Origin of the sequence: Acinetobacter sp. PFS20, assembly GCF_052261015.1 — a bacterium.
Taxonomy (GTDB): domain Bacteria; phylum Pseudomonadota; class Gammaproteobacteria; order Pseudomonadales; family Moraxellaceae; genus Acinetobacter.
Window position 1 is genome coordinate 3,871,912 of the sequence record NZ_JBPVZE010000001.1, and the last position, 17,275, is coordinate 3,889,186.

Genomic DNA, 17,275 nt, shown 5'->3' on the forward strand with positions numbered 1-17,275 from the left:
CATTTATTTGAATTACATTTTTAATATCGCTGTTAATTTAAAGGTTACTTACTTTCTTATCTGCATCTTCAGGGTCAACTGCCGTTGCCAAATTAAAGTGTGCAGGTGCATCACCAGCATGCAAAATCACAGGAACACTTTTTGAAGCTGGAATCTTGGCATATTTATCATGACTGCTTAACGCCACCAAAGGATTAGTCTCTGGATAGTAGGCAGCTAAACTGCCACGTGGAATGTTGTACGGCACAATACGGAAACTATGCACAATACGTTTAACACCATCTGAGAAAACACTTTCAATATCAACCCACTGATTTGCTTCAAAGCCAGCTTCATCAATATCGGCTTGGTTCATAAATAACACACGGCGCTGCCCAAAGACTCCGCGGTAACGGTCATCGAGGCCATATAGCGTTGTGTTGTACTGATCGTGAGAGCGAGTGGTCATTAAGGTATAAACTTTGCTCTCTGTATAAGCGGCAGCATATTGATTTTCTTTATCACCATAGACTTCACTCAGTGGTGTAATCATAAACTGTGCTTTACCACTTTTTGTGTTCCAGATGTGCTGATTAGCCGGGTGCTCTAGATGGAAACCACCTGGGTTATAGACACGTAAATTAAAATCATGGAACTCATCAAAAACCTCAGCAATTGAGTCACGAATACGGTCATAACTTTCAATGTACCATTTCCATTTGATCTTACTGTCTGGCAGCACGGCTTCAGCCATTCTTGCCACGATGTCAGGTTCAGATAAAATATTTTCAGAAATTGGGGTATTACGCCCAGCCGACAAATGAATATTACTCATCGAATCTTCGACTGAAATGGCTTGTGGACCATGAAGCTGCTCATCAATTTCGGTACGGCCCAAACATGGCAAAATCAGAGCCTCTTTACCACAAACCAAATGACTGCGATTTAACTTGGTTGCGACATGAACAGTTAAATTACACTTTCTAAGTGCTTCTTGGGTATACGGCGTATCTGGCGTCGCAACTGCAAAGTTTCCGCCTAGACCGATGAAGACTTTGACCTCGCCTTCAGCCATAGCTTTAATGGTTTCAACCACACCATGCCCATTTTTTCTTGGTGATTTAATCCCAAACACGCGGTCAATGTTGTCGAGTAATTTAGGGCTAGGTAACTCATTAATGCCCATGGTTCGGTCGCCTTGCACATTACTGTGTCCACGAACTGGACATAGCCCTGCACCTGGACGGCCAATTTGCCCACGAGCCAACAATAAATTCGCCAACATATGTACATTAGCTGTTCCATGGCGGTGTTGAGTAATACCCATTCCCCAACAGAAAATTGAACGCTCAGACTCTAAAAAGAGCTTGGCTAATTTTTCTAAATGTTCTGGTGATAGACCCGAGTGTTTATAAATATCTTCCCATTCAGTTTTTTCAACCTCAGCAATCATTTCATCGAAACCAATTGTATTGACCGTAATAAAGTTTCGGTCAAAAACACTTGGTTTACCTGAAGCGAGTGCTTTTTTATCCCACTCATTTAGGTGCTTTAAAATCCCTAACATCAGTGCATAGTCACCACCAATTTTAGGTTGGAAATAATAACGACTAATTGGGGTACTGCCGTTAGTCATCATTTCAAGTGGTGCTTGTGGGTCTTGGAAACGCTCTAGGCCTCGCTCTTTAATCGGGTTAATCGCAATAATGTTACCGCCACGTTTAGACACCTCACGTAAAGTACCTAACATACGTGGATGGTTAGTTCCGGGATTATGCCCAAAACTAAAAATTGCATCGGCTAAATCAAAGTCTTCTAGGGTGACTGTGCCCTTTCCTAAACCGATCGAATCAAGTAACCCAACGCTTGTGGTTTCATGGCACATGTTCGAACAGTCGGGGAAGTTATTTGTTCCAAAGCTTCGCACAAACAATTGATATAGAAATGCGGCTTCATTACTGGCACGGCCAGAGGTATAAAACGCAGCTTGGTCTGGGTGATCTAAGGCATGTAAATGCTTAGCAATAATTTGAAATGCTTCATCCCATGAAATTGCGACATATTTATCGGTTGCAGCATCGTAGCGAACTGGGTCGGTCAAGCGACCTAAGTCTTCTAGAAAAAAGTCACTTTGTTCTGATAACCAACTAACAGTGTGACCTGCAAAATATTCAGGAGTAACGGTTTTACTGGTCGCTTCAAAAGCCACTGCCTTTGCGCCATTTTCACAGAAGTTAAATGCATGAGCATCTTTCTTTTCTGGCCAAGCACAACCGGGACAGTCGAACCCGGTAGGCTGGTTAATGTTGAGTAAGGTAATTGAACCTTTTTTTAAAATATCTTGTCGCTTTAAGTTACGAGCGACACTAAGAAGTGCTCCCCACCCGCCCGCAGGATGAGTATAGGGTTCAATTCGTGCAAAGCCGTTATTTTCCTGAATATGCTTTTGTTCTTCTGAATTATCCACTTTTTCATCCTCTTATTACTTTTACACATTCTATAGGTGCAATAAATTCACAACTTAATTATGGTTATATCTATGCCATTTTGCTACTTATCTTAAATAAGTAAAAATCCACTTTTATCTTATTCATGATATTTAGAGGCAGCCTCAACGCTCGTTATAATATGTGCCATATTTTTTATAATTACAATCATTCAGCGCAAACCAAAAAATTATTTAAATTAAATAATAACAATAACTTAAAAATACAAAGACTTAATTTTTACAGATAAAAACATAATTTACTTTATATTTTTTAAAAATAGAAATGATGTAATGAGCTGAAATTTACGTCATTTTAAGTAGGTTTTTATGGGTTTAAGCAGTATAAATTAATTGAAAAAAACAGATTCAGAGAACTTATGAAGGTTGTGATTGCGCCAGACTCTTTTAAAGACAGCCTGTCGGCTTTGGGCGTCGCTCAAGCTATTGCCAAAGGATGGCAAGAGGTTTTTCCAGACGCTGAAACGCTGTTATGTCCAATGGCAGACGGTGGTGAAGGAACTATAGAAGCTGTGTTAGAGGTCTGTGAAGGTAAATGGCGTGAAAAAACCGTAATGGGGCCATTAGGTCAGTCTGTTCAAGCAAAATGGGGATGGTTAGAAAAACAAAAAATCGCCATCATTGAAATGGCTCAAGCTAGCGGCATACAGTTAGTTCCACAGTCTGAGCGTGATGCCTGCCACAGCACAACGTTTGGCACAGGCCAACTCATTTTGGATGCTTTAGAAGCAGGTGCAAAAGACATTATTTTAACTGTGGGCGGTAGTGCAACCAATGATGCCGGTACAGGACTACTCAGTGCTTTGGGCGCAGTTTTGCTCGATGCTAACCACAATGTTTTACCCGCAGGTGGACTTGCTCTTAAAAACCTATCACAAATTGATTTAACACATTTCGACTCGCGTATTCAGCATACACGGTTTTTACTGGCTGCCGATGTGACCAACCCACTTTGTGGTCCAAACGGCGCATCTCATATTTTTGGTCCACAAAAAGGTGCTTCCCCTGCTCAAGTACAGTTACTCGATGAAGCACTTGCTCATTTTGCCGATGTCTCGCTTAAGCTTTTAGGTTTCGATAAACGAGATGAAGCAGGTTCTGGCGCTGCGGGAGGTTTAGGTTTTGCAGCCAAAAGTTATTTAAATGCTGAGTTTAAGGCTGGAGTTAAGGTTGTGGCTGAACTCAATCAGCTTGCACATAAAATCTCTAACGCGAATTGGGTCATTACAGGTGAAGGTAAATTTGACCAACAAACCTTAAGTGGTAAAACAGTTTTTGGGGTGAGTCAAATTGCCAAAACACACAATATTCCTGTCATTGTCATTGCAGGAACATTAGGTGAAGGCTACCAAGCGCTTTATGAGCACGGCGTTATGGCTGCATTTTCGCTAACTAATGGTCCCATCACATTAGAACAAGCCTGCAAACATGCAGACGAACTGATTTATGAACGAACAATCGATATTGCAAGATTAATTCAGTTTAATATGAACCAATCCTAAACATTTCTTTGTTATTTTAAAAACGGTCAAACCAACAAGTAGGAAAATCTTATGAATGTTATTGATGCCATCCGTAACCGCCGTGCAGTGAAACGCTTTGACCCCGCATTTCAACTTTCTGACGATAACAAAAAGCAGTTATTACAAGAAGTTTTAGCAAATGCTCCAAGTGCGTTTAATTTACAGCACTGGCGCCCTGTTGTGATTGAAGACGCTGAGTTAAGACAAAAGATTCGCACCATTGCTTGGGACCAACCACAAGTTACAGAGTCATCCTTACTGATTGTGTTATGCGCAAAAGTAAGCTCGTGGGAAGTCGATGCTAAACGTGTGTGGGATGGCGCGACTCCTGAAGTACAAAATATTATGGTTGGCGCAATTGATCAATATTACCGTGACCGCCCACAAACCCAACGTGACGAAGTGATGCGTAGTGCGGGCATTTTTGCTCAAACCTTAATGCTTCTTGCTCAAGAGCATGGTTTAGACAGTTGCCCAATGGATGGTTTTGACTTTGACGCGATGGCAAAGCTGATTAACTTACCCGAAGATCATGTGGTGTGTTTAATGATTGCCGTTGGTAAGTCAGCATCTCAGCCTTACCCACGTGTGGGTAAACTTCCTTACGATGATGTGATTATTCAAAATACATTCTAAGTTTTAAATTTTAGGCCCTCATACCATTTACAGCATGAGGGCCTAATTTTTAATAGCTTTTATTATTTTTTTGAAACTATTTTCCTGCTGCGCTATTTAATCTATTCGTTAAACGGCGCACTAAAAGAAAAAATAAAGGCACAAAGAAAATAGAAAGTAGAGTTCCCGAAATCATACCACCAGTTACAGCAATACCAATTTCTTTTCGGCTGACAGCCCCTGCTCCTGTAGATACAGCCAATGGAAGAACACCTGCAACAAAAGCCAGAGATGTCATAATAATTGGCCGTAATCGCTGACCTGCTCCTTCAATAATCGCTTCCATTAATGCCTGACCAGCCTCCAATTTGGCTGCCGCAAATTCAACAATCAAAATAGCATTTTTGGCAGAAAGCCCAATGGTGGTGAGCATCGCCACCTGAAAGTAAATATCGTTAACAAAACCTGCCAGACTTGCAGCAACTACAGCACCAATAAGACCTAAAGGAATAACCAACATGACAGAAACAGGAATAGACCAACTTTCATAAAGTGCTGCCAAACACAAAAAGATAAAGATAATTGAAGCCAAATATAACCAGATCGTTTGTCCACCCGCGAGCTTCTCTTGATAAGACAACCCACTCCACTGAAGATTAAAACCTTGTTGTTGATCGACCAATTGCTGAATCTTATCCATAGCCCCACCAGAACTTTCACCCGTTGCCGCAGAGCCTTGAAGTTGTACCGCTGAAAGACCATTAAAGCGTTGCAGCATTTGAGGCCCCATTTGCCACCTTACAGACGAAAAACTAGAAAATGGTGTCATTTGACCAGTAGCGCCACGAACATACCACTGCCCAATATCTTGAGGTAAAGAGCGATAGTTTGCATCTCCTTGTAAATAAACTCGCTTAACACGCCCCTGATCAATAAAATCATTAATATAAGATCCGCCCCATGCCGACGACAGCGTATTGCTAATATCTGCTTGAGCCAAGCCGAAAGCACTGGCTTTTCTTTGATCAATATCGACTTGTAACTGGGCTTTATCTTCTAAACTATTCAGGCGAACTGCTGCTAGGCCAGAATCAGCACTGGCTGCTTTTAACACATTATTTTGTGCTGCCAATAAAGCATCACGTCCTTTATTTTCAGCATCTTGCAGCCAAAGTTCAAAACCACTTGATTGCCCAAGGCCTCTTACAGCAGCGGGTGAAAGCACCTGAACACGTGCGTTACGCAGCGACTTAAAATGTGCATTTGCGCGAGCAATCACAGCTTCGGCTGTATTTTCACCACCTTCTCGGTCATCCCAATGTTTGAGTCCAGCAAATGCCATTCCCACATTTTGACCACTACCCGCATTATTTCTACCCATCACCATGAAAATCACATTGAGATTATCCTTTTCTTTCGTCAAGAAATAATCTGCAATCTGATTACCAACCCTTTCTGTTTCAGCTAATGTCGTACCTACAGGCGTACTAAATTGAACCATAACTGAACCTTGGTCTTCTTGGGGTAAAAAGCCCGTATTCATACGCGTATATTGCCAACCTAACAAAGCTGTAATACCCACGAATATGATCATAAATATTTTGGGTTTACCTAAAACAGCAACTAGCTTTGTGCGGTAGCCTGATTGACCTTGCTCTACTTTACGGTTGAACCAAGTAAAAAACTTCTTCTGCTTATGCTTTTCATTTGCAGGTTTGAGTAACGTTGCACATAGCGCAGGTGAAAGCGTTAAAGCAACAATTGCAGAAAGTACCATAGCCGATACGAGCGTTACCGAGAACTGGCGATAAATAATCCCGACTGAGCCACCAAAAAATGCCATAGGTAAAAATACCGCCGCAAGTACCATTGCAATACCAACAAGCGCGCCAGATATTTCTTGCATTGAAATTAAGGTGGCTTGCCGAGCATCAACATTTTGCTCATGCATAACCCGCTCAACATTTTCCACGACCACAATTGCATCATCTACAAGTAAACCAATTGCCAAAACCATGGCAAACAAAGTCAGTGTATTAATGCTATAGCCCAATATGCTTAACACCCCAAATGTTCCTAACAATACGACTGGAACTGCAATTGCCGGTATTAAAGTCGCACGCCAACTCTGCAAAAATAAGAACATGACAATAATGACGAGAACAATCGCCTCAGCTAAAGTTTTAATCACCCCATTTACCGAAGCTTCCACAAATGGAGTACTGTCGCGTGGGTACGCAACCTTTAGCCCCGCTGGCATAGAGGCAGTTAATCGTGTGACCTCAGCTTTAACTCGCTCAGCCGTTTCTAGTGCATTGGCACCGGATGCAAGTTGAATAGACATCCCCGAAGCTGGCTTTCCATTCAAACGTGTAGAAGTCTGATAACTTTCAGCACCACGCTCGACTCGGGCAACATCTTTAAGTAATACGACCGCACCATTTGTTTCTGTCCGCAGAATAATATTTTCAAATTGGCTCACGGTTTGTAGCCGAGATAATGCCGTTACTGTTGCATTTAGAGCCTGCCCATCACGCGTAGGTAATGCGCCTAATTCTCCCGCTGTAATTTGAGTGTTTTGTGCTTCAATCGCAGTCCTAACATCTGAAGGCATTAATCCATAACTATTTAATTTATGAGGATCAAGCCATATACGCATTGCATATTGGGCACCGAATACAGTGATTTCACCTACCCCATCAACCCGACTTAATGGGTCTTGAAGTGTGCTCACCATATAATCGGAAATATCTACTGAAGATCTACTTCCACTTTCATCATAAAGCGCAAAGACCAGTAAACTATCGCCTTGTGACTTTGTTACAGTGATCCCTTGTTGCTGAACCTCTTGAGGTAATCGACTCAGCGCCTGATTCACAGCATTTTGCACCTGAACCTGCGCAGTGTCAGGATTAGTATTTTGATTAAAACTAAGACTTATGCGTGCTTGCCCCGCCGAACTACTACTCGATGAAAAATAAAGCAGACCGTCAATCCCTTTAATTTGTTGTTCCAAGATTTGAGTGACACTGTCTTCAACAGTTTTGGCCGATGCGCCCGGATAATTTGCTGTGACATTTACACCTGGTGGTGCAATGTCGGGATATTGCTCAATGGGTAAAGTCAAAATAGAAATTGCACCTAACGCCATAATACAAATAGAGAGGACCCAAGCAAAAATAGGTCGTGCAATAAAAAAACTCGACAACATAGGGAATCCTCAACTCATCTGGGTAGGTTCAATCGTCATGCTGGCACTTAAGCCTTGCAGGCCATCAACAATGACTTGATCTCCTGAGCTCAAGCCAGAGGTCACTAACCAACGATTATCAATCGCACTGCCTAAAGTAATTTTTCGTTGCTCGGCTTTATTATTTTTTCCAACAACCCATACAAGTGGATTTCCTTCGGCATCTCGAAAAAGTGCGCCTTGAGGAATTAAGATGCTGTTAGGCCGTGTACCAGTCCCAAGTTCCGCACGAACATACAAGCCCGGTAATAAAGCATTATTGGGATTGGAAAATGCCGCACGTAAGGTGACACTTCCTGTCGCTTCATCTACAGCAACATCACTAAACTTAAACGTTCCCTGTTCGGCATAAGTCGTACCATTTTCAAGCTGCAAACGTACTGAAAGTTCAGTTGGTTTTATTCCATTTTCAGTAAGCTGTTTACGCAGTGCCATATACTCATCACTCGACTGCGTCAAATCGACATACATGGGGTCCAGTTTTTGAATTGTTGCTAAAGGATCTGTTTGAGCAGAAGTGACCAAAGCCCCACGTGTAATCGAAGAACGCCCTATCCGTCCTGAAATAGGTGCTGTAACTTGCGTATAACGTAAATTGGTGCGAGCCGTTTTAAGTACAGCCTCATTTACCGCAACTGTAGCTTTTGCTTGTTCATATGCGCTTCGAGCATTGTCGAGCTCTTGCTGACTCACGCCATTTACTTTAATTAATTCTTTATAACGCTCCGCTTGCAAACGAGTCGAATTGACTGTTGCTTTAGCAAGTGCAAGATTACCTACAGCTTCATCAACACCATCCCGATAAAGTGAAGAATCAATTTTATAAAGGGGTTGTCCCTTGGTTACTTGTGTGCCCTCTTTAAATAATTGCTCTATCACTACCCCATTGACTTGCGGGCGAACTTGAGAGATTTCAGAAGCTACTGTTCTGCCAGCCAATTGATAAGTAGATTCAATGGACTCTGGTTTTATTGTGATAATACCCACCTGCTGAATATTTTTAGTGACAGGCTGATCAGAATCACATCCATTTAAAAAAACCAATAACGGCAATAAATATAAAAACTTACGATAATTAAAACTTAGATCAAGCATATCTGGCACCCCAGACTTATAGATAATTTATTTACTTTACTGTAAAGTAAATATTTAGGATGTGCAAGAAAGCTCTCATATGTTAAAAAAATCTCCAGGCCGCCCTTCTCGAATTCGCCCTACTATCCTTGCAGCAGCACGTGCACTATTTCTTGAGCATGGATTAGAAGTTCGTTTGGAAGCTATTGCAGCTAAAGCCGGAACAAATCGACAAACCTTATATAATCATTTCCCAACTAAGACGGCTCTACTTATTGAAGTTTTTGATCATTTAAAAACAGAAATGGAAGTACCTTTTGTTGAACAACATGAATTAAAAAATAAGCGCCTAGATCAATTACTCTTAGAAATTGGGCAGACTGTACAAAATCATTTTTATAATATTGACGTCATTCGTCTGCAAAGATTGTTGATTATTGCATTAGTTGAAATGAAGGAAATTCTTCCAAAAATTCAACAGCGTACTCAAGGAAATATTAAAAGATCGTTAGCCGATATTCTTGCAACAGCACACAATGCAGGCATTGTTAAAATTGATCAACCTGAGGAAGCAACAAAAGCATTCCTTGGTGCTGTGATGGGGTATGCTTATCCAGCGACCCTTATAAGTGGAAATATTCCGAATCCTCAAGAACTACAACAGTTAAATGAAGAGGTTTGCCGAACCTTTTTAAAAGCATGGCAATATAAAGAATAGATTTTAAAAAAGCCCTTTTATAAGAAGGGCTTTTTAAATGATTAGATCAGTTCATTTAGATTCTTTGTGAATACAAATATGACCGATGAACTTTCTAATATGAGAACCTCATAACCCCTAAGCTAAACCACCTTATTCCGATCATTCTCGATGTATGACATCGTAAGGTTAATTAAACAGTCAACTAACTCTTCAAAAGTAAAACCCATATTTTGTGAAGCAAAAAAGTTCATGGTTAAGGCAATACTTGAATGAATCAAAATATAAACCATCATTTTCAAATTTTTGATTTTTAATACTTCAGGATGCTTCATAGCATATTCAATGGCTAAGACATTGATCGCTTTTACAGCTTTTACATGGCTTGCTTCGGTACTATATTTAGAAGAAACACTGAGCCAATAAAAATATTTATTATTATCTTTTGCCAAAAATTCACCGATTTTTAAAAAAATTGTTCTGATTGCTTCAGGGATCTCTAAATCTAAAATTTCAGGAATTACGTCGTAAATAACTTTCGATATTTCCATAATAAAGTGCTGCTGCATCTCAATAAAAAGTGCTTCTTTATTTTTGAAATATTCATAAAAACTCCCCGATCCTACACCTGCTATCTCACATACTTTAAGTACTGTTGTATGGTCCAAGCCATTTTTCATAACAGATATAAATCCTGCACTTACTATAGAATCAAATGTGTTTTTAGCTCTATTTTGTTTTGGTTTTCTTATAGTTACCATTGTGTTTTATCCTTCAAAAAATCCGTCTTTTTTCCGTATAAATTCATTGATAAATTCTAATGGAAATCAAAATTTGATCAATTATTTTTTAAAGATGAGTTAAAAAAATGAATACAGCTCTCGCTACAAATCAAAAAATTGTTCGTCGTAATGTTGAACTTTCTTACGATGCGAATAAAAATTACTCATTTTATTACGAAGAAAATCCTGTCGTTACGTCTTTATTCGTTGTGCTTTCAGCTATGTTTCCTCCGGGTGAAATGTTCTTTATTGAAAGTATCAGAAACGTTCGAAATCAAATTAAGGATGAAAAACTTTTAGAAGATATCAGGGCCTTTATTGCTCAAGAAGCCTTTCATAGTCGTGAACATAAAACACTGAACAATCACCTCATACATTCTAACTATCCTGAAGTAATCGAAATTGAGGCCAAAACCAAAGCACGTTTGGATAAGTTACGTAAACTTTCAACGGTCGAACAAGTCGCAGCGACCGTAGTCATGGAACATTACACAGCTACCCTCGCTCGGCTATTGCTTACAGATCAGCTAATTAAAAGAAAAACTACACAAGAAAGCAGAAATCTTTGGGAGTGGCATGCACTCGAAGAGCTTGAACATAAGTCGGTTGCATTTGATGTGCTAAATGCCATCGGTGGCAACTCGAGCAAAAATAGAAAACTCGCTTTAGCTAGAGTCACAAAACTTATCATGCCTATTATGTTTGAATATTGGATAAAAATTTTAAAAAGAAAAGATATTAGATTTAGCTTAAAGCAGTTAAAGGATGGCGTTTTTTTAGGATTTGGAGGAGTTAATCGGTTAGGAATTTTATCGAAAGCATTTGTGGATATGCTTGATGTCAGAGATGAAAATTTTAATCCTTTACACATGCAAACCGAACAATTAGAAGCTGAATTCCGTGAAAAGCTATTTGGCCAACAAGGTTTTTTGAAAGAGTCTCTCAGCTAGAAAAATTAATATATAGGCCCTCATTTGAGGGCTTTTACAGGTTTGATTTCCTTTCAAAATATGTAGATATTACATAGTCCTGCCAACTTTAAACTGCTTCAAAAAACATTCTAATATCATCTCTCGTTCCCCTGTTTTATCTGAGCTTAAAAGCTGAATAATTGCGCCTTCAATCGTATATAAAAATAATTTGGTATCCTGAAAGGAAACATCGGTTTTTAGTTTTATAAGTTGGCTATAAATTTCATTCAGTAGCCACGTTCTATACCTCACTGCAATTTGATAGGCTTTTGGATAGGTCAGTTTCGTTTCAAAAATGGCTTTAAATAATAAATAGTACAACCCTTCTAAATCGGTATGTAAAAGATAAAGTGCTTTGAGTTTATCCATCACACCTGCACCTTGGTCGTAGTCAGCAATTGAAACTACTTTTTCTTTTAAGCGTTCTTTTTGCACAGTCATACAGATTTCGATAAACCGCTCTTTAGAGTGAAAATAATGATAAAAAGTCGCTTTGGGAATTTGAGATTCTTTCACGATTTTGTCGATTCCAACGGTATGAAATCCGTGGTGGTGAAACAGTTCAATCGATTTATTTACGACTTGTATGGCACGTGGTGAGATCACTAAATGTCGCATAGTTTTACCGTTATAAAATTATTGTTGTAGATAAGCGAGATACTTTTTTGGGAGAAAAAAAGGCATAGCAAAGCCATAAAGACTGTGCTTGGCACATCTCAAGTTTTATTGTTGATTAAGTTTTTGGTCGTGATGATTTAAAGCCTGAAAAGCCCGACAGCCATCAAACTGCTTTAAAATTTTAAGTCGTGTCGTTATAGCTTTTGGCAAAGACTGCCAAGAAATTAAGAATGTGCAAAGCCAACTCCTTTTTAATGGGAGTTCTGCCAGACATAAATAGAAATTATGGTGGCAGAACGAAAGGGGGTTAGCAGACTGGCTCAAGACCCAGCACACCCGAAGGTGTCCCCCTTCCGTCCTACCGCAACAAAAGGGAGACGAACGGGTCTACATTAAAAAAAACGAGTTTTTTCAATGTACTTGAGTACGGTCTGCTAAAACCGTCTGGCAATGTAGGCCAGCAGGCAAAGGATAGTGCTCCGCCCTTTTGCAGTCAAGCACACAAAATGACATTTGTTTTAAATTAGATCATTAAAAAGTAAGGATAAATAATGAGTGAGTTATTGTTAATGAGGGATTTATAAAGAGGGTGTTTAAAAGAAATTTATCATAGAAGAGGCCAATCTTAGGCAATCCTTTATATTATTTATGTATTTCCATAGTTCACTAATATTTTTAATACCTGAAATTTTATAATCTAAAAATATTATTAAAATGCTTATTAAACACTCTATTTATTTTTTTGTAAAATAAAAAACTGACTAGGGTTTCTTCAATTAGAATTTATATTTATACTCTCTCCCTACATAAAATCTTAAACTTTAATCAAAGATCAGAAAGATGAAAAGAAATTATCTAAACTTAAACATTTACAATGGAATGGTCAGTTTTGAAAACTTAGAGTTTAGAAAAGATGATACAAGTTCATACGCAGAAGCATTTGATTTTTTTATTAAACTTACTCAAGAAATAGTTGTACCTGAAAAGGATTTAAAGGGTAAAAATCAAGCAATAGAAAAACTAGACATATTAGTAAGAGTAATTAATACTCTTGTAAATTTTGATGAAGAAAACCATAAATTAGATGAAAAACTCTTATTTATACTTTCTATTATAAATAAAAATTTCAATAAATTTATTGAATATGATATTAGTGTTACTGAATTACTAAGAGAGATTAATACAACACTTGACAATGAATTAGCAGAAATATTTAAAAACTATCTTGACCCAAACTTTAATTTATTTACTTTTAAACAATTAAGCAAAAACTCTCTAGAAGAAAAGTTAACTAATTTAAAACTAAAAGATGAATTAATATCTGTACAAAAATATTATAGTGACAACTTAATTAAACTCAATAAAATTGAAAATTCAAATAAAAACCAATCAAGTGCGGATATTTATTCAAAAATTGAAAATGATTTTAAAAAATTAGAAGCAAAGTATAGATTTTACTTTTTTACTTTTGTAATCTTAACTTTTATGTTTACTGTAGGTTACAATCCATTAATTGGAATATGGGATAATATAGTAGGTTTATCTTGTAGCCTATCAATAAATACAAGTCCTAATTGCTTAACACTAAACAATCAAACTTTATATCCATTCAATGGAAACACATTAAAATATATTATTTTTAAATTTGCAATTTTATTGGTCGGGATCACTCTATCAACATATTTTTTAAAACTTACGAGTTTCTATCAGTTAAGACAAGAGCAAGCAAAACAAACAAAACTTGAGTTAGAGGCCTTTCCAGATTATGTTTCAGGAATGGATCAAGATGTTGCCAATAATATTAGACAAGAACTTGCACTGAAATACTTTGGTAAAGACGTTGATAAAACACAAATAGATAAATCTGGTGATTTATTACAAGATCAAATGAAAATAAATACAGATATACTTAAAGCCACCATAGATTTATTTAAGAGTACAACATCAATAAATGGTAAAGATGGAGATGGCAAACAAAAGAGCCCCTCTTAATCATAGCTAAACATTCTATTTAATTATTCTTAATTTTTTAGGGTTACTACAGTATATTACAATAGTGCCCTTTTCCTACAATACATCTAGATTTATTAATTGATATTAAAACCTCATAACACTTTAATTTAATAGGAGAATTTTAAAAAATAATCTTTATAAATTTTACTTTAATTAAAAAATAGTTTAAAAAACAGTCAAAATTATTATTTTTATTTTTAAAACTTTGACGTTAGTATTTTAAATATATTATCATAGACTTAATTTAATATTTTAAGAAGAACTTTAAATGAGTTTCATTGAAAAACTTAGTATTATAACTATTCCACTCTCTCTTTTTATTGGAGTATTTAGTATATTTATCGGACTAGCCTTTTCGACAAAAAAAAATCGCAAAGAATTAATAGATAATATTAAAGTAATGGATTTTGGTCAAGGTTACTTAAACTCTTTAATCAACTTTTGGGTTGAACAATTTTACTGGATTTTTGGTCGTTCGTATTTAGCAAAGCGTCAAATTATTACCATTCCTTTATATACTTTGACCATATCAGCAATATTTTTTCTTATTTGGATAATATACCTTTATATTTTTAATAACCCTGAACATAAAATTATAGCAAATATCCCTATAGCCTATAAACTCGCAGTAAAAGATTATTATGAAAAAGGAATTTTTGGTGGTTTTATTTTAGATTTTATCGTGATTTTTATGACTAAATTTTCACTTAAATTTACTAAAAAAAACAATTACTTATCTTTTAAATTTATAATTTTATTTCTTATTAGTATTATTTTTTCATATTTTATATTTAGCATAATTATTCATATGTATAGAGTAATGGATATGGTCTCATTATATTTAGATGTAGCGCCTAATGATCCTATTCCTGTTTTAACTTATGAACCAATGACATATTTATCTTCTTCATTAAAACTATTTACACCAGAAACTACTATTCATGTTACAAGTACAGGATTGTATACTACTTATTTTATACCTGAACCATTATTATTTTATTGTGCAACAACTACCCATGCAATGATTTTTTTGATTTTCATTATATCAATTTTATCTCTACTTTTATCAAAACTAAAAATATTTAGTTTATTTTTATCTAAAAATGCAGGAACACCCCAAACCAATGCCTACATGACTATTATATTTGCTTTTTTGATTATTCTTAGCATTCCTGTTGGATTAATGGCAATTTTAGTAGTTATAGCTTAATTTATCGTTTATCATTATTTAAATTTTAAGGTAAAAATGGATCTAGAATATTCCTATCGTGAGCTATTAAATTTATGCAACCCATCCAAACTTGGTAATGTGGCTAAAAGTATTTCAAACCTATATGAAAATAATCTAGCAAAAAAATGGACTCCTGAATTAAATTCTGAGTGGGTTTGTAGACATTATTTCGCGACAAAAATGATCTTAAATGCTACTATTCTTCTAAAAGCTTTAGACTTTTCTACAGAAAAAAATATGCGTTTAGCTAATCCATATTTTGAATATTATGCTGTTTTATCACTTGCTAGAGCCATAGTTTGTACCTTACCAACAGAATATTGGGATAATGGTGAAATTATTACTATTTCCCATTGTAAGACTATTAAATTAGCTTTTAGCTGGTTAGGACGATTTAATTCTAATACAGCAAAAAATTTAGAAGAGATTACATTAAAATTAAAAGCACAACGAGAATTAATTGCTTATCGAATTCCTTCAAGTGGTGATTTAAATTTATCAGATGACCATAATCTTGAAGAAATCTTAACTATTCTCGCAGAAGCAGCACAATTTAATTCAGAATTATTGTATAAAGCATTGGAAAAATATGCTGATAAAAAAAATTATATTATTTGCGATGATTCCCATGCAAGAGAAATAGCAGATATAGAACTCGACGGCTTTAATTTTTTTGATAGTGAGGATGCTTATCGATTAGCATATTTAAAGCGAAAAATGCCAAGTCCCCACCCTCTACATTTTACTATGACCCAAGGTATGACTGAAGATTTTTTCAGTGCCTGGGATTCTGGATCTGATGATGGACAATTTTCTGTTGGCAGCCCTAGTTCATGGCAAATCATTTTTGATATTCCATAAATTAATATATTAGCTTCTATTCTATGAAATATAAAAAAGCCCCTGTTCAACAGAGGCTTTTTTCAACTCAACAATTCATTATTTATGAACCTATAGCACAGCTGATGAACCAATCCAAGGGGATTTAGCTGGAATATTTACATCTTTCATGACCAAAAATCAAACAACCATTAACTCTATTAAATTTTAAAAATAAAATTGAGACCAATACTACAACTGAAAATTATTAGACTAAATAAAGCTTTTTTAACACTGGATATTGTCAGGCTTAAGGTTGAAACCAAGACTTTTTTGGCTTATTCCCAGTATATGCAGGGCTAACTTTAATTGGTTCTTGACCTTTTTCACATTCTAGAACACCCCATTCACTCGGGCGAAAACGCGCATTAGCTCCATCGGGTTCAGGTTTACCAAATTCTTTTGCAATATCATGATCAATGAGTGGAATTTCAAGTAGCACTATGTCTCCACGAGCACAGGCAATTGTAGGACGCTTTGTGTCGTAAACCCATTTACCATAGCCATTTTCCTCGTTAGGATCAAAGCGCATAACTGGACCTACATGCTGATCCCACGCCAACTCCATTCGAGGAGGCTCTATTGCAGTTACCCACATTCCTGCAACCTGTATAGGATGAGGGAAACGTACCGCCTGTAATCCCCGTAAGCTAAAGGGTACTTGTGACTCACCGTTATCAAAAGCATCGTAACGACTAATTAAGCTACCTTTGGGTATCAACAATTCTCCATATTGTGCATCTTGAGTTAAAACGAAATGACTACGACTTTCCTTGTAATGATCCTTAAGGGCGATCTCATACTTTACCGATGCCATCATATAAAATAAATAACCTGCCCACAGATCACATATCAATGCCAACAGCGTAATGAATAATGTCTTTCGAGAAAAAAATCTCACAGGCTTTTGAGCCTTCTTTCGCCAAAAGAATAGTACTTTCACCACTAAACCTAGTGTTAGTACAACACCAATCAATGGGACAATAAACAATAGAAAAATTGCAAAAAAGGAGAATGGCTGTATGGGTATCATAATTTTTAAATCTTTAACTTCATATTTTTCTAAGGTGGGCTGCTAAGAAAACTATATATGCATATTAAAAAATAGGTATTACTATTTAATACTTATATTCTAAA

Annotated in this window: 13 protein-coding genes; 7 read left to right on the forward strand and 6 right to left on the reverse strand. The window is 36.7% G+C overall.

Annotated features, from left to right (window positions below):
- Window positions 1-37 precede the first annotated feature (37 nt).
- Window positions 38-2,446: an FdhF/YdeP family oxidoreductase gene (locus ACS125_RS18345; protein ID WP_443273748.1), complete on the reverse strand. Its 2,409-nt coding sequence runs from the start codon at window positions 2,444-2,446 to the stop codon at window positions 38-40.
- Window positions 2,447-2,844: 398 nt separating this feature from the next.
- Between ACS125_RS18345 and ACS125_RS18350 the strand changes: the two genes are divergently transcribed.
- Together ACS125_RS18350 and ACS125_RS18355 are read left to right on the forward strand one after the other, a co-directional pair.
- Complete coding sequence (locus ACS125_RS18350; protein WP_443273750.1) at window positions 2,845-3,987, forward strand: glycerate kinase; 1,143 nt, start codon at window positions 2,845-2,847, stop codon at window positions 3,985-3,987.
- A gap of 51 nt (window positions 3,988-4,038) precedes the next feature.
- Window positions 4,039-4,644, forward strand: coding sequence for a nitroreductase family protein (locus ACS125_RS18355; RefSeq protein WP_443273752.1), 606 nt, complete (start codon window positions 4,039-4,041; stop codon window positions 4,642-4,644).
- Between the two features lie 76 nt (window positions 4,645-4,720).
- On the opposite strand, the gene adeE is transcribed toward ACS125_RS18355, so the two are convergent.
- Both adeE and adeD read right to left on the reverse strand, forming a co-directional pair.
- Window positions 4,721-7,834: a multidrug efflux RND transporter permease subunit AdeE gene (adeE, locus tag ACS125_RS18360; RefSeq protein ID WP_443273754.1), complete on the reverse strand. Its 3,114-nt coding sequence runs from the start codon at window positions 7,832-7,834 to the stop codon at window positions 4,721-4,723.
- Between the two features lie 9 nt (window positions 7,835-7,843).
- Window positions 7,844-8,968, reverse strand: coding sequence for a multidrug efflux RND transporter periplasmic adaptor subunit AdeD (adeD, locus tag ACS125_RS18365; RefSeq protein ID WP_443273756.1), 1,125 nt, complete (start codon window positions 8,966-8,968; stop codon window positions 7,844-7,846).
- 79 nt (window positions 8,969-9,047) lie between these two features.
- Here adeD and ACS125_RS18370 point away from each other — a divergent pair, with 79 nt between their 5' ends.
- A complete protein-coding gene (locus tag ACS125_RS18370) occupies window positions 9,048-9,665 on the forward strand; it encodes a TetR/AcrR family transcriptional regulator (RefSeq protein ID WP_443273758.1) in 618 nt (205 codons plus the stop codon).
- 122 nt (window positions 9,666-9,787) lie between these two features.
- On the opposite strand, the gene ACS125_RS18375 is transcribed toward ACS125_RS18370, so the two are convergent.
- Window positions 9,788-10,405, reverse strand: coding sequence for a TetR/AcrR family transcriptional regulator (locus tag ACS125_RS18375; RefSeq protein WP_004790546.1), 618 nt, complete (start codon window positions 10,403-10,405; stop codon window positions 9,788-9,790).
- A 107-nt stretch (window positions 10,406-10,512) separates the two neighbouring features.
- Between ACS125_RS18375 and ACS125_RS18380 the strand changes: the two genes are divergently transcribed.
- Window positions 10,513-11,376: a metal-dependent hydrolase gene (locus ACS125_RS18380; RefSeq protein ID WP_443273760.1), complete on the forward strand. Its 864-nt coding sequence runs from the start codon at window positions 10,513-10,515 to the stop codon at window positions 11,374-11,376.
- A 69-nt stretch (window positions 11,377-11,445) separates the two neighbouring features.
- On the opposite strand, the gene ACS125_RS18385 is transcribed toward ACS125_RS18380, so the two are convergent.
- Entirely contained in the window at window positions 11,446-12,015 is a 570-nt protein-coding gene (locus ACS125_RS18385) for a TetR/AcrR family transcriptional regulator (protein ID WP_443273762.1), read from the reverse strand.
- Between the two features lie 840 nt (window positions 12,016-12,855).
- Between ACS125_RS18385 and ACS125_RS18390 the strand changes: the two genes are divergently transcribed.
- The 3 genes from ACS125_RS18390 to ACS125_RS18400 all read left to right on the forward strand — a co-directional run bounded on the left by ACS125_RS18390 (window position 12,856) and on the right by ACS125_RS18400 (window position 16,120).
- Complete coding sequence (locus tag ACS125_RS18390) at window positions 12,856-14,007, forward strand: hypothetical protein (RefSeq protein WP_443273764.1); 1,152 nt, start codon at window positions 12,856-12,858, stop codon at window positions 14,005-14,007.
- Between the two features lie 289 nt (window positions 14,008-14,296).
- Window positions 14,297-15,238 (forward strand): hypothetical protein, encoded by a 942-nt coding sequence (locus ACS125_RS18395; protein WP_443273766.1) that lies wholly within the window; start codon window positions 14,297-14,299, stop codon window positions 15,236-15,238.
- Between the two features lie 36 nt (window positions 15,239-15,274).
- A complete protein-coding gene (locus ACS125_RS18400) occupies window positions 15,275-16,120 on the forward strand; it encodes a hypothetical protein (RefSeq protein WP_443273768.1) in 846 nt (281 codons plus the stop codon).
- Between the two features lie 268 nt (window positions 16,121-16,388).
- Here the strand turns inward: ACS125_RS18400 and ACS125_RS18405 are convergent, their stop codons facing one another.
- A complete protein-coding gene (locus tag ACS125_RS18405; protein ID WP_443274025.1) occupies window positions 16,389-17,129 on the reverse strand; it encodes a hypothetical protein in 741 nt (246 codons plus the stop codon).
- Window positions 17,130-17,275: the final 146 nt, after the last annotated feature.

Coding starts and splice junctions, on each gene's coding strand:
- ACS125_RS18350 (WP_443273750.1), top strand. CDS start 2,845: ATGAAGGTTGTGATTGCGCCAGACTCTTTTAAAGACAGCCTGTCGGCT.
- ACS125_RS18355 (WP_443273752.1), top strand. CDS start 4,039: ATGAATGTTATTGATGCCATCCGTAACCGCCGTGCAGTGAAACGCTTT.
- adeE (WP_443273754.1), bottom strand. CDS start 7,834: ATGTTGTCGAGTTTTTTTATTGCACGACCTATTTTTGCTTGGGTCCTC.
- adeD (WP_443273756.1), bottom strand. CDS start 8,968: ATGCTTGATCTAAGTTTTAATTATCGTAAGTTTTTATATTTATTGCCG.
- ACS125_RS18370 (WP_443273758.1), top strand. CDS start 9,048: ATGTTAAAAAAATCTCCAGGCCGCCCTTCTCGAATTCGCCCTACTATC.
- ACS125_RS18375 (WP_004790546.1), bottom strand. CDS start 10,405: ATGGTAACTATAAGAAAACCAAAACAAAATAGAGCTAAAAACACATTT.
- ACS125_RS18380 (WP_443273760.1), top strand. CDS start 10,513: ATGAATACAGCTCTCGCTACAAATCAAAAAATTGTTCGTCGTAATGTT.
- ACS125_RS18385 (WP_443273762.1), bottom strand. CDS start 12,015: ATGCGACATTTAGTGATCTCACCACGTGCCATACAAGTCGTAAATAAA.
- ACS125_RS18390 (WP_443273764.1), top strand. CDS start 12,856: ATGAAAAGAAATTATCTAAACTTAAACATTTACAATGGAATGGTCAGT.
- ACS125_RS18395 (WP_443273766.1), top strand. CDS start 14,297: ATGAGTTTCATTGAAAAACTTAGTATTATAACTATTCCACTCTCTCTT.
- ACS125_RS18400 (WP_443273768.1), top strand. CDS start 15,275: ATGGATCTAGAATATTCCTATCGTGAGCTATTAAATTTATGCAACCCA.